General features: G+C 73.1%; 11 protein-coding genes. 1 reads left to right on the top strand and 10 read right to left on the bottom strand.

Annotated features, from left to right (window positions below; all coding sequences use genetic code 11):
- Positions 1-20 precede the first annotated feature (20 nt).
- The 6 genes from KAF39_RS02615 to KAF39_RS02590 form a co-directional block, all read right to left on the bottom strand.
- Positions 21-989 carry a phosphotriesterase gene (locus tag KAF39_RS02615; RefSeq protein WP_210675828.1) on the bottom strand — a complete coding sequence of 323 codons (969 nt, stop codon included), beginning with the start codon at positions 987-989 and terminating at the stop codon, positions 21-23.
- A complete protein-coding gene (locus KAF39_RS02610) occupies positions 989-1936 on the bottom strand; it encodes a shikimate dehydrogenase (RefSeq protein ID WP_210675827.1) in 948 nt (315 codons plus the stop codon). Before KAF39_RS02610 ends, KAF39_RS02615 begins: the two co-directional genes overlap by 1 nt.
- Positions 1933-2910, bottom strand: a complete 978-nt coding sequence (locus tag KAF39_RS02605) for a phosphoglycerate dehydrogenase (protein ID WP_246878208.1) — start codon at positions 2908-2910, stop codon at positions 1933-1935. Before KAF39_RS02605 ends, KAF39_RS02610 begins: the two co-directional genes overlap by 4 nt.
- Positions 2910-4400 (bottom strand): xylulokinase, encoded by a 1491-nt coding sequence (gene xylB, locus KAF39_RS02600; protein WP_210675825.1) that lies wholly within the window; start codon positions 4398-4400, stop codon positions 2910-2912. The genes KAF39_RS02605 and xylB overlap by 1 nt, the downstream gene beginning before the upstream one ends.
- A gap of 9 nt (positions 4401-4409) precedes the next feature.
- Complete coding sequence (locus KAF39_RS02595; RefSeq protein WP_210675824.1) at positions 4410-4988, bottom strand: glucose-6-phosphate isomerase family protein; 579 nt, start codon at positions 4986-4988, stop codon at positions 4410-4412.
- 123 nt (positions 4989-5111) lie between these two features.
- The gene (locus KAF39_RS02590; protein WP_210675823.1) at positions 5112-6086 is read right to left on the bottom strand and encodes an acetylxylan esterase; all 975 of its coding nucleotides are present in this window, start codon (positions 6084-6086) and stop codon (positions 5112-5114) included.
- Positions 6087-6166: 80 nt separating this feature from the next.
- On the opposite strand from KAF39_RS02590, the gene KAF39_RS02585 reads away from it, so the two are divergent.
- Positions 6167-6973: a DeoR/GlpR family DNA-binding transcription regulator gene (locus KAF39_RS02585; protein ID WP_210675822.1), complete on the top strand. Its 807-nt coding sequence runs from the start codon at positions 6167-6169 to the stop codon at positions 6971-6973.
- 11 nt (positions 6974-6984) lie between these two features.
- Here the strand turns inward: KAF39_RS02585 and KAF39_RS02580 are convergent, their stop codons facing one another.
- The 4 genes from KAF39_RS02580 to KAF39_RS02565 form a co-directional block, all read right to left on the bottom strand.
- Positions 6985-7872, bottom strand: coding sequence for a substrate-binding domain-containing protein (locus KAF39_RS02580; RefSeq protein ID WP_307805027.1), 888 nt, complete (start codon positions 7870-7872; stop codon positions 6985-6987).
- 68 nt (positions 7873-7940) lie between these two features.
- Positions 7941-10202: an FAD-dependent oxidoreductase gene (locus KAF39_RS02575; protein WP_210675821.1), complete on the bottom strand. Its 2262-nt coding sequence runs from the start codon at positions 10200-10202 to the stop codon at positions 7941-7943.
- Between the two features lie 37 nt (positions 10203-10239).
- Entirely contained in the window at positions 10240-12045 is a 1806-nt protein-coding gene (locus KAF39_RS02570) for a BNR-4 repeat-containing protein (protein WP_210675820.1), read from the bottom strand.
- Between the two features lie 11 nt (positions 12046-12056).
- Positions 12057-13382 carry an extracellular solute-binding protein gene (locus KAF39_RS02565; protein WP_210675819.1) on the bottom strand — a complete coding sequence of 442 codons (1326 nt, stop codon included), beginning with the start codon at positions 13380-13382 and terminating at the stop codon, positions 12057-12059.
- Positions 13383-13403 lie beyond the last annotated feature (21 nt).

Raw genomic sequence — 13403 nt, 5'->3', positions numbered from 1 at the left:
GGCTCCTCGGGTTCGGGTGATCAGGGGTGGAGGGAGAGGAAGCGCGCCGGCGTCGTCACGAGCATGCGGTGCACGGCATCGTCGCCCACCGCCTCCCGGAGCCGGGGGAGGTAGCGGTCGCCGAGGTAGGCGAGACCCGGCATGCCGCCGTACGCGATGTATCGGGTGCGCCGGGCGACGTCGCCCCCGAGCAGGATCCGGTCGCCGGCGCCCCGCTCGACCACGGCGACAGTGAGGGCCAGCAACTCGGCGTCGGAGCGGGTGCGCGGCCGGGCGAAGCCGTCATAGCCGAGGTGGGCGCCGCGCTCGGCGAGCGCGACGTGCAGACCGGGATCGGGGTCGCGGTCGGCGTGGGCGAGCACGACGCCGTCCGGCGCGACGCCTTCGGCCTCCAACAGATCGAGCACTTCGTGGGCCGCCGTGCCGAACTCCAGATGCACCATGACGGGCGCTCCCGTCTCCTGGTGCGCCCGCGCCACGGCGATCAGCGTCGTCCGCTCGAACGGGCTGATGCGCCAGTAGTCCGCCCCGCCCTTGAGCAGCCCGGCCCGGACGGGCGCGCCGTCGGGACCGGTCGCGAGGGGCACATCGGGCGTCTCGAACACCGCGGCGTCGTCGGCCGGCATCCCGCGCGTGAGGTCGGACACGAACAGGGCCGCCAGCCGTTCGGCACCCCACACCTGCATCGGATGGTCGGGACCGTAGTGGGCCTCGCGGTGCCGACCCGTCGTGGCGACCACGTGCAGCCCGGTCGCGGTGCTGATGCGCGCGACGGCGGCGGGGTCGCGACCGAGGCCGAACGGGGTGGCGTCGACCATGGCGTCGAAGCCGCTGGCTCGCAGCAGACCGGCCTCGGCGCCGGACGCGGCCTCGTCGTCGAGCTCGTCCCCGACCAGAAGGGGCGACACCTGGAAGAGATGCTCGTGGTAGTCCACCCGTCCGAGCCGCGACGGGTCGATGTCGCCGAGGACGGTCCGGACGACGGGCATCAGCGCACCGACTCCGCAGCCTCCGCCAGGCGCTCGACAGTCTCGGGCGTGAGGTCGAGGTCGAACACGTCCGCCACCACCTGCGACCAGCCGTGGATGAAGTAGCGCCATCCGTCGACGACGTGCAGGTCACGGTCGTCCTCCTGCGCCTCGGCCTGGTGCAGGAACTCCAGCGAGCCGCGGTAGTTGAACTCCCACACGTACGCGCCCTCGGGGAACACGACGGCGTCGGTGAGCGGGGAGCCGGGGCGGTCCTTGCCGAGCCCGGTGGCATTCGCGATGACCGATCCCGCGGGCGCGGCGGCGACCAGGGCGTCGGCCTCCTCCGGCGTCTCGGTGACGACGTAGCGGAGGAGCCCCTCGGGGGTGCCGTGCTGGCGGTGCACCTCGCGGAGGTGGTCGAGCTTATCCTGGGTGCGCGCGGTCACCGTGATGAGCGCGGGGGCATCGTCCCGCTCGGCGAGGGCCCAGCTCAGCGCGGTGCCCGATCCGCCGGCACCCAGGATGACGACCTCGGCGCCGGTGCGGGCGAAGTGGTCGGCGGGCAGGAAGTCGCGCAGCGCCAGGTCGACCGTGATCGGGTCCTTCGCGCGGCCGGACAGCGTGGACCCGCGCTTGGCGATGCTGGAGATCTCGGCGCACGACACGGCGAACGGGTCGAGCTCGTCGAACAGGTCGGACGCCGCCGCAAACACGTTCATCTTGTGCGTGGTGACCAGTGCGCCGCGGTGGTGCGGGTCGTCGCGGATCTGCTCGACCATCGCGCGGTACTGGGCGGGGTCGGCATCCATGGGCAGGTCGTGGCCGACGAGGGTCCGGGTGGGGAGGCCGAGGATGTCGGCCCACAGCGGGAACACCTTCATGATCGACGAGGAGGCGGTGGTGACGCCGACGAAACCCATGTAGTCGGCGGTGGCGGCGGGGGCGGAGGTCGCGGCGGTGGTCATCGGGTCTCCTCGGGGGCGGGCGCGGGGACGGGCACGGGATGGGCGGGGTCGGTGCCGCGGAGGACCGCGATCACGTCGGCGAGGGACAGCGCCCCCATGTTGTCGACGGCCTGAGTGGTCTGGGCGCCGAGGTGCGGGGTGACGATGACGCGGTCGGCGAGCGCCGGGTCGAGCAGCGGGCTGTCGTGCGCGGCCGTGTCTCCGTCGAGGGTGTCGGCGGCGTACCCGGCGAGGGTGCCGTCGCGCAGCGCATCCGCGACGGCCTGCTCGTCCACGAGGTCGCCGCGGGCGGTGTTGACGAGCACGGTGCCCGGTCGCATCCCGGCGAGGCGGTCGGCGTCGACGAGGCGCTGCCCGCCGGGGGCGTGCAGGGTGATCACATCGGCCGTGCGGAACAGGGCGTCGAGGTCGACGGGTTCGGCGCCGCGGTCCCGCACGAGGTCGGCGGGCAGGAACGGGTCGGAGGCGAGCAGCCGCGGACCGAATCCGCCCAGCCGCCGCGCGACCCCCTGGCCGATCCGCCCGAAGCCGACGATGCCGACCGTCGCGGCGCCGAGCTCCCGTCCGCGGCGGACGCTCCAGTCACCGGTCCGCACCCGGCGGTCGCCGTCCGGGATGGTGCGCAGGGCGGCAAGCATGAGGCCGACCGCGTGGTCGGCGACCGCATCCGCGTTCGCGCCGGGGGTGTTCGTGACCGGGATGCCGCGGTCGCGCGCGGCGGCGAGGTCCACCGCCTCCGTGCCGACCCCGTAGCGCGCCACGACCTTGAGCTTCGGGCCGGCGGCGAGGTGCGCGTCGGTGACCGGGCCGGTGCCGGCGATCCAGGCGTCGGCGCCGTGCAGCAGCACGCGCAGCTCGTCGAGGTCGTGGTGGGCGGGACCGCGGAGGATGCGGTGTCCGGCCTGCGCGGCGCGCCCGACCAGGTCCAGGTCACCGTCCGAGAACGAGCGGCTCGTGACGAGGATGACGCCCATCAGCGGGGCCTTCCGGCGAACCACGGCGCGAGGGCGGTGTACGCGTCGGTGAAGCGCGCGTGGCGTTCCGCGTAGACCGCGTGCCGGGACGGGTCGGGCACGAACTCAGCGGTGACCTCGCTGAGCGCCCGGGCGGCGGAGAAGTCGGTGAGGCCGAGGCCGACGGCGCCCGTGACGGCGGCACCGAGGCTGTTCGCCTCCTCCACGATCGTGCGGCGCCGCACCGGCACGCCCCACACGTCGGCGAGGACGGCGAGGTAGACGTCGCTCTGCGCGCCGCCGCCGACGGCGTCGATGCGGTCGATCGTCGCGCCGGCCTCCCGGAACGCCTGGATGCAGGTGAGGAGGTTGAACGCCGTCCCCTCCAGGACCGCGCGCACGAGGTGGGCCCGCCCGTGGTGCCGGGCGAGCCCGACGAAGGCGCCCCGCGCGTCCGGGTCCCACAGCGGGGCGCGCTCGCCGAGCAGGTAGGGGAGGAAGTAGAGGTCGTCGGTGTCGACGTCGCTCGCGGCCTCGGCCACCAGACGGCCGGTCTCCGGGTGTGCGGGGTCGACGGAGAGGGCTTCGGCGATCCACTGCACCGAGGCGCCGCCGGCCTGCATGGTCGCGGTCGGCACGAACGACGCGGGCACGACGTTGTCGAACGTGAAGGTCCGCATCGCGGGGTCGTGCAGCGGGGCGTCCGCCGCGAACGAGATCCACGAGGAGGTGCCGAGGCACACGTAGGCGCCGTCCTCCGGGGCCACGACGCCGGAGCCGACCGCGGCGAGCGGGCCGTCGCCGCCGCCCATCACGACCTGCACGCCCGTGTGCAGTCCGAGCGCGTCGGCCGCGGCGGGGGTGAGCGGTCCCGCGATCTGCGTCGATTCGAGGATCTCGGGGAACAGGGCGGGGTCCAGCCGCGCGGCGGCGAGGATCTCCGGGGACCACGTGCCCGCGACCTGGTCGTAGGCGTTGGTGCCGGAGGCGTCCGAGCGGTCGGTGGCGAGCCGCCCGGTCAGCCGCAGCACGATGAAGTCCTTGGCGACGCACACCCGGCGCACGCGCTGCCATACCTCGGGTTCGTTGTCACGCACCCACATGATCTTCTCGATCGAGTAGGTGGGGTTGAGGCGATGACCGAGGATGCCGTAGGCGCGTGCGGCGCCGACCGCCGCCTCGAGCTCGCGCTGCTGAGCGCCGGCGCGGGTGTCGGCCCAGATGATCGCGGGCCGCGCGGGCTCGCCGTCGGCGTCGAGCAGCACGGCGCCCATCATCTGTCCGCTGACCACAAGGCCCGCGACCTCGGCGGCGGCGGTGCCGGTGCGCGCGAGGAGGTCGCGGGTCGCCGTGACGACCGCGTGCCACCAGTCGGCCGGGTCCTGCTCGGCGACGCCGCCGGCCGCGAAGTGCGCCGGGTACGGCACGGTGACCGCGGCGATCAGGCGACCGTCGTCGTGGTGCAGGGACGCCTTGTTCCCGGTGGTGCCGAGGTCGTGGGCGATGATCATGGCCGGAGCCTATTCCGCGTAGGGACGGAGGTCGACACCGGACTCCGCGCGGAACGCCCGCGAGCCCATGCCGTGCTTCAGCACCCAGCCGTAGTCGTGTCCGGCACCGCCCGGGTAGACGGCGAGGAAGGAGTAGGGCTCGTCGCCCGTGTTCACGGAGCGGTGCGCCCAGCCCGGTGGGATGTAGCCGATGGTGCCGGGGAGCATGTCGAGCCATTCGGTGCGCTCGCCGTCGAACATGAGCAGCCCGCCGCGGCCGTGCAGCGCGAGGTAGATCTCGCCCTGGTGGTCGGGGTGCTGGTGGCCCTTGGTCATCCAGAGCTCGCCGCCCGTGTCGCCGGGCATGATCGTGGTGATCGACTGCGGCAGCTCCCGCTCGATCTCGGGGACGGGGGAGCTGACGACCGTGTAGACGATCGGGTCGTCGTCGCCGGCGGCGGCGGCCGCCCAGGCGTCGTGGTCGCGGAACAGGCCCTCGAGGTCGGACATCCGCCGGGTGAGCGTGGGGCCTTCGGGGGAGAGCGTCAGCTTCTCGGCGTCGAAGGCGATCGCCATCGGGGAGATCGGCGGGGTCTGGTACTCGGGCATCCATGCTCCTCGAAACGGGTGCTGCGTCGTCGCGCAACCTGTAATGACAAGCTCACTGTACCTGTTATGACAGGTGGCGTCCAGTGCTCTCCTGCGCGGCGGAGGACGCGCGCGCGACGGCCGTCAGCCGGCGAGCACGCGCTCCAGGTGCTCGCGCCCGCCGCGGATGGCGCCCGCAGTCACGTCCGCCGACCCCGGGTACTCCGCGTGACCGGCCGGAAGGATGGCCAGGTCGACGTCCGTCGCCCCGGCGGCGACCGCGAACTGCCCCTGCGGTGGCACGTACTGGTCCCACAGCGCCACCTCGACCCGGACCGGCACCTCCGCGAAGCCGATCGCGGTGGAGGAGTCGAACCAGCGCAGCACCTCGCGGGCCTCCGGGTGCCGCAGGACGTGCTGACGCACGGTCTCCCCGCTCCCCAGGCACGGCACCGCCAGCCGTTCGTCGTACTGCCCGAAGCTCGGCACGATGAGGGTCGCCCCCACGAACCTGTCGTCCCACGGCAGGGCGAGCGCGCCGATGCCGCCGCCGAAGCTCTCCCCGACGTAATAGAGAGGAAGCGCGCCGACGACCGCGTCGAGGACATCGGCTGCCAGCCACAGGTCGCGGGCGCAGAGGCCGAGGACGTAATGCTCGGGGTCGTCGATGCCCGCGAGCACGTGCTCCGGGGTCGGCTCCGGGGCACCGACACCCGCGTTCAGCACGCCGAGCCCGCGGGCCACGGGATAGATCGCCGCCACGTCGTCCGGCACCCGGGCGAGATCGACCGCCTCACGACCCCCGTAGCCGTGCCCGTGCACGACGCCGGCGCGGGGAGGGCCGTCGAGGGGCTCGACCACCCACGCCCGTAGCCGCACACCGTCCACGCCGGCATGCTCGACGACGGACACCCGACGGCCCTGCTCCTCGGAGGTGGAGAGGACGACGGGCGCCGCGTCCACCGCGGCGGCCTCGCGCCGCCAGCGCCGCCAGCGGTCGGCGAACCCGGGCGGCGCGGGCACGGGGCGGACGGCACGGAGCTCGGCCTCCGTGCGGCCGTAGCTGCCGTCGAACGCGGCATCGGGGAACCAGGTGGCGTAGGGCTCGGGGAAGGTCATGCGGGCTGAGGGATCCTGTTCCGGGAGTGGGGCGGGCGGGGGTGCGTGGCAGACTGGAGGCTCCATCGGAAGGAGACCGCGTGCTGGTCACGGAACGCCGCGAGCGCATCCTCGCCCTGACCCGCGATCGCGGTACCGCCTCCATCGTCGAGCTCGCCGCGACGCTGCAGGTGAGCGAGATGACGGTGCGGCGCGACATCGATCAGCTGGCCGAGGAGGGCGCCGTCGAGCGCATCCGCGGCGGTGTCCGAGCGCGCGGCAACCAGCGGCTCGTCCCGGCGCCCGCGACCTCGGCCGAACGGCGGGCGATCGTCACGGCGGCCGCGGCGCTCGTCGAGCCGGGCATGGCCGTCGGCATCTCGGGCGGACCCACGGCGCTGGCCCTCGCCCGGGAGCTCGTGCGCGTCCCCGAGCTGACGATCGTCACGAACGCCCTGCCGGTCTCCGACCTGTTCTCGCCGCCGGATCGTGCGGACGCTCCGTACACGCAGACGGTCGTGCTCACCGGGGGCGTCCGCACGCCCTCGCAGGCCCTCGTGGGACCGGTCGCCGTGCGCGCGCTCGAGCATCTGCACTGCGACCTCGTGTTCCTCGACGCCCACGGCCTCGACGAGCAGGCCGGCATCACGACCATGAACCTGCTGGAGGCCGAGACCAACCGGGCGCTCATGGCCGCGGGGCGGGAGGTCGTCGTCGTCGCGGAGCACAGCCGCTGGGGCGTGGTCGGGCTCACGACCGTCGCCGACCTCAGCGACATCGACCGCCTCGTCACCGACGACGGCCTCGACGAGGGCGCGCGGGAGCTGCTCGCCGCACACGTCGGCACCCTCCAGGTCGCGCCGCGGGACGGCGACGATCGTGCGCTCGCAACGGCCCTCGCGGACTGAGTCCGCCGCCGTCATCGCGCCGTGCTCGCCCGCGGGATCAGGCGGGCGCCGACGGTCACGTGCCGCACCGGAAGATCGGCTCCCGGCGGCGCGGCGATCTGCCGCTCCAGTTCCGTGAACGCGGCGTCCACGAGGCGGGCGTGGTCGGGAGCGATCGTGCTCAGGGCGGGGACGGCGAAGCGCGCCGCCCTGATGTCGTCGATGCCGACGACGGCGACGTCGCCCGGCACGTTCCGCCCCTGGGCCTGGAGGGCGGCCAGCGCGCCGAGGGCGACGGAGTCGTTCGAGCAGACGATGCCGTCGAGGTCGGGGACGGCGGCGGCCATCGCCCCCGCCACGCGCTCGCCCTCCTCCGCCGTGAAGGCGTCGACCTGCGCGGTGAGCGCGGGGTCAGCCGGGATGCCGGCGGCGGCCAGCGCCTCCAGATACCCCGCATGCCGGCGGTCGGCAGCGTCCGAGGGGCGGGCGTCGCGGCGACCGACGAAGGCGATGCGACGGCACCCCACCGCCACCAGATGCTCGGTGGCGGTGTAGGCGGCGGCGCGGTTGTCGATCGTGACGTGCGTGAACGGACTCACCTGGATGTGCTCGCCCAGCAGCACGAGCGGACCGGGGGACGTCCGGCGCGTGAGGTCGGCGACCGTGAGCGAGCGCGGGATGTGGATCAGCCCGTCGATGGGCGGCAGACCGACACCGTTGGCGACGTCGATCTCGCGGGCGTGATCGCCCTCCGTCTGCACGATGAGCACGGCCAGCCCTCGGTCGTCGGCACCGCGGACGATGCGCGAGCCGAGCTCCGCGAAGTACGGCTCCTCCAGATGCGGCACCGCCAGCGCGATGAGTCCCGTGCGGGTGGCCCGCGCGACGGGGAGCACGCGGCCGCCGGGCGAGGTGGTCACCTGCGGCCTCCTGGAGGGACGACGGTCTCCGCCGGGGCGGCGGATGCCTTTCACGTTAGCGCTCTCCGTCACGATTGCACGCGGAAAGCGATCACGCGCGCCTCGGCGACGCCGTTCGTCCGCTCCACCACGAGGCGGGCGGCCGTGAAGGCACCGAGCTCCTCCGGCAGGGGGTGCACCCGCAGGCGATGGCGGTTGTCCCGCTCCTCCGCCACGAGGCGCCACTCGTCGGAACCCTCCGGTCGCACCTCGACGCGGTAGTCGCGCACCAGCTGGGGCAGCACCTCGTCGGGACTGCGGTGGTGGTGCAGGGTGTTGAGCTCCAGGTCCACGTCGTCATCGAACACGAGCCGGATCTCGGAGGCCGTGACCGGCTGCTCCCAGTCCAGGCGCAGCCACTGCGGACCCTCCGCCTCCGGGTCGGACGCCCACAGGTGCGGGCCGCCGTAGGGACGGTTGTACCCGGACACGGCGCGCTCCGGCGCGACGGCCTCCGAGGCGGGGCTGGTGCGGAACGCGGGCACCCGGCCGCGCAGCGGTTTGGTCGGCCACTGCACGAGCAGGCCGTCGCGGTCGACCTGCACGTTGCGGTCGTCGTTGTCGACCCGGTGCACGAGGGTGAGCACCCCGGGCGGCAGGTCGGAGGCGAGCTGCACCTGCACCTGCGGGTTCGCGCGGAGCACGACGATCGCGTTCTGGGGCTCCGCCGGGGCGAACGGCGTCTCCGCGCGCACCCAGGACGGACCACCGGCGGGGACGTCGATCACGGTGCGGTGCTCGAGCACCGCGGGCACGACGTTCTGCGGACGACCCGTCGACCAGACCTCCACCGTGACCTGCGTGTCGGCCTCGGCGCTGAGCAGCAGCTCGGTGGTGTCGAGGCGCGGGTGCACGGGGACGACGATGCCGAGGTCCTCCGTCAGCGGGTGCGGGGCCGCCGCGGCCACCGTGCGCTCCGGAGTGCCGATCGTGCGCAGCGCACTGGAGGCGGTGACCGTGGCGGTGCGGGCGAGGTCGGAGGGGTCCTCGTTCGCGACGCCGATGAGGGACGCGTCGGCGCGCAGCAGCGTCTGGCGGAGTTCCGCGCGATGGTGCTCGTACAGCTCGCGCGGTGTGGCGTCGTGCGCGTAGCAGAGCGCGGCGGCGGTGCCGGCGGCTTCGCCCATCGCGGCGCACGTCGCCATCACCCGCGCGGCCCCGAACGCGATGTGGGTGGCCGAGATGTCCCGGCCCGCCATGAGCAGGTTGTCGACGTTGACGGAGTACAGCGAGCGGAACGGGATCTCGAAGACGCCGTCCGAGAAGCGCTGCACCGCCCCGGCGCCCGTCGCATACATGCCCTCGGCGGGATGCAGGTCGATGGACCAGCCGCCGAACGCGACGCCGTCGTCGAACGACGTCTGCTCCAGAATGTCCTGCTGACGCAGCGTGTAGTCGCCGACGAAACGGCGGTACTCCCGCTTGCCGGGGATGTTGCCGATCCACTCCAGGGTCAGGTTGTCGGCGTCGAACTCGCCGGAGTTCTTGATGTGGTCCCAGATGCCGAGGATCACCGCGCGCAGCTCGTCCCGGATCGCCTCGTTGTCGTCGACGATGTCGAGCGTGCCGCCCCACTCGATCCACCAATAGTGGGCGCCGCTGTCGCCGCTGCGGATGATGCGCGACGACGGGATCGGCGTGGTCGAGATGTCCTTCGCGCTCTCCGGTGCGACGTACTTCACCGGGTGTCCGAGATCCTTCGTGTAGAAGAGGAGGGTCGAGCCGAGGAACTCCCGCACCGGCTGCTCGGGCGCCCAGTCCTCGCCGAACTCGCTGCGGCTCTCCTTGCCCAGCCGGTGCCGGGCGCCGACCAGACGGCCGACGAGCCCATCGCCGGTGCAGTCGAGGAACAGCGGCGCGCGGAACACCGTGCGGATCTCCGACCCCATGGTCCAGCCGGTGACCGACCGGACCCGACGGGCGTCGTCGGGCCCGGTGGCCTCGGCTTCGAGCACCTCCGTGTTGAGGAACAGCGTGAGGTTGGGCTCGCGGCGCACGATGTCGAGCACCACGTCGTCCCAGTACACGGGGTTGCCCTCGGGGTTGCGGAACTGGTTCTCCCGGTACATCTCGCCGATGATCCCGGTCTCCCGCGCCCACCGCTGATTGCCGTGGGCGGTCGCCCCGCACACCCAGACCCTCACCTCCGACGAGGAGTTGCCGCCGAGCACCGGCCGGTTGTTGATCAGCACGGTACGTCGGCCGAGGCGGGCGGCCGCGACGGCGGCGCTCACTCCGGCGAGGCCGCCGCCGACGACGATGATGTCGGCTTCGACGGTCTGGGTGCGCATGGGATGGGGTTCCTTTCGGGAGGGGTTGTGATGCCGCTCAGCGTGCGGCGATCGCTTCGATCTCGTAGACGCGGGCGACGTCGGTGGCGGAGTCGGACGGGTCGGTGATGAGGAGTCGGACGGCGTCGGCGGTCCGTCCCTGGGCGTCGACGACGACCGTCGTCTTCGTGTTGCCGGTGATGGTGCCGACCGTGACCCAGCCGCCGGCGGTCCGGAGCTGCACGGTGAAGTCGCGCAGCACGGACGTCTGCGGCGGCCCGACCGTGTAGCCGCTGCGTACCCGGACGACGTCCAGCGGCGCGGCCTCGTCCCACTCGACGGTGATGGTCGGCTGGGTGTCCTCGGTCGCCGAGATCCACCGGCTCGCGTCGGTGCAGCCGCCGTCGATCGCCTTCTCCGGGCCGGTGTCGGCGCGCAGCTGCGAGGAGGCGGTGGCGGTGCCGCCCAGGGCCAGGTTCACCCCGCCGTCATCGCCGCGGAGGGACGCGACGACATCGGCGAGCGTGGTGGCCCCCGGCTGGCCGTCCCGCGGGATCTCCGCGTGACGGAGGGTGCCGCCGCCGGGGACCGCCGGGGCGCTGAGGTAGACCACGTCGGTGCCGTCGGTGCGGGTGGCCGCGCGGAGGCGCTGCTGCCCCACGACGGGGTCGCCCACGGTGTCGGCCGTCCACCCGGAGGCGCCGGCGGTCAGCAGCACGGTCTGGCTGCGGGTGATGCCGCAGTCCTGCACCGAGATCACCGCGTACACGCGGGTCTCGCCGCCCGCGGTGGTGGTGTCGAGCGCCGCGATGGTCTGCACGCCGCTTCCGAGCGCGTCCGTGTCGACGAGGGTCTCGCTCGTCCAGGCCGTGCCGTTCCAGGCGGCCCACTGCACGTCGAACGCGTTCTCGGTCTCGTCCGCGTACCGGTAGGTCACGCCGACGAGGTCGCCGCCGTCGAGCGCCATCTTCGCGGTCTGCACCGCGGGCACGGCGTCGCCGATGGTCTCGCCGGCCTCGTACGCCCGCCACACGACAGCACCGGGGGTGTCCGGACGGATCGGGGTCGGCAGGGCCTGCCCGGCGACGTCGCGGAAGCCTCCGGTGGCGGGGTCGTAGACCGCGTAGGAGCCGAGGTGGCGGTAGGGATCGGCGGGCCAGGGGCCCCACTCCCACAGCACGTGCACGCGCCCGTCGGCGTCGACCTCGAGGTCGTCGGGATAGAAGGAGTGGTTCACGGCCGCGGCGATCGTCGTCTCACGGGTCCACGTCCCGGCGGCGGGGTCGTAGTGGTACAGGACGCCGTCGCGCCGCGCCTGCGGGTCGGCGCCGACGCGCACCATGAGCCAGATGTCGCCGTCGGCACCCTGCGCGGTGACCGGGTAGGAGATCGCCGCGCCGGGGTCGGGCATCTCCGCGCTCACGTCGACCAGCGATGTCGCGTCGTAGGGCGCCGTGGAGCGGAAGTACTTCCACGGTTCATGGTGCATCGAGACGAACGCGTGGATGTACCCGTCGCCGTCGATCGCGATGGACGGCTGGTTGTGGCCGTTGTCGTCGAGGTACTCCGCGCACGCGCCGGTCGTGAGGCGCAGGCAACCGGAGGTCCACGTGCCGTCGGCGGCGCGGACGGCCAGGTTCACCTGGTGCTTCGTCGCCTCCGAGCCGGGCACGTTGTAGGCGAAGTACGTCTCGTCGCCGTCGAGGACGAGCGGGTTCCACCAGCCGGACTGGTTGGAGCTGTCGACCGTCACGGGCACGGTCTCGACATCGGGGGTCGCAGCGGTGGCCGGAGCCGGAGCGGCGAGGACGATCGCGGTGAGGGCGGCGGCAGCGGTGGCGCCGGCCTTCGAGCGGAGGGTCATGGCGATGCTCCTCAGCCCAGCAGCTTCTGCGCCTGGTCGCCGGCCTGCGCCATCGCGTCCTTCGCGCTCTGCTGTCCCACGAGGACGGCCTGCACGCGGTCGGCGATCACGGTCTCGATCTGGGCGTACTGCGGGTACTGCCAGAAGGGGTTGGTGGTCGCGGTCGCGGTGATCTTCTCGGCGAAGCGCGAGCCGAACGCGTCGGACGCGACCTCCTTCGACGCCTGTGCCTCCTCGGTGACGGGCGGCAGACCGCGCAGCTCGTAGTCGCCGAGGACCGCCTTCAGGTCGCTCGTGGCCCACTGACCGAAGTCCGCGGCCGTGCGGGTGCTGTCTCCGGCTCCGCCGCCGACGATGGCGATGGCGCCACCCCAGACGAGGGCACGCGGGGTGTCGCCCTTCTTCAGCACCGGTCGGGATTCGGGCACGAGCTTGGAGGCGAGGTCGGGATCCGGCGAGTCCTTCGTGACGGAGGCGCGACCGACGGGGGCGTCGTCGTAGATGGCGGCGCGTCCCTGGGCGAACAGCGACCGGGCGTCGAAGCGGTCGACGTCGGCGGCGATGAGCCCCTGGTCGTAGAGCGACTTGTACCAGGTGACCGCCTCGATGCTCGCATCGTCGCCGATCGTGACCTTCCCATCCTTGACGAGGTCGCTGCCGAACGTCTGCATCCAGATCAGGACGTCCTTCAGCTGCGCGGCCTTGGTCGAGGCGGCGTAGGGGATGAGCCCGCCGCCGAGGCCCTTGAGCTTCTTCAGCGCCGCCTCGAAGTCGTCGACGGTGGTGGGGAACTCCGAGATGCCGGCCTTCTTCAGGAGCGCGGAGTTGGTGATGAGGCCGATCGCGCCGATGGTCCACGGGAACGCGTACTGCTTCCCGTCGAGCTGCGTGGCCTCCAGGCTCGAGGTGGTGTAACCGCGGCCCTTCGTGAGCGCCGAGACGTCCTCCAGCTTGCCGAGCGCGGCCAGCGAGGCGAGCCAGGCGACGTCGACGTGGGCGGCGCCGGTGAACTGGCCGCCGCGCACCTGGAGCATGAGCTGCTTGAAGTACTCGTTGTAGGGGAAGGAGACCTCGGTGATGCCGACGTCGTTGGTCTTCTTGTAGCCGTCGAGCAGCGCGCGGGTGGCCGGGGCGGCGGCCTCCTCGGTGAGCGACCAGCTGGAGAAGGAGAAGTCGGTGGCGGTGAAGTCGCCGGCGCCGAGCCCGGCGCCGGGGGAGGAGGACGGACTGCCGCTGCCGCCGCCGCTCGGCATGCAACCGGCGAGGAGGAGGCCGGCGGCGCCGAGCCCGGCGAACTGCAGCAGTTGGCGACGGGAGACGGTGGTGTTCTCGGACATGGAGGTGCTCTCTCTTCTTCG

This window comes from Microbacterium sp. BLY (assembly GCF_017939615.1).
Classification (GTDB): Bacteria; Actinomycetota; Actinomycetes; order Actinomycetales; family Microbacteriaceae; genus Microbacterium.
This window is presented reverse-complemented; position numbering and strand designations above follow the sequence as displayed.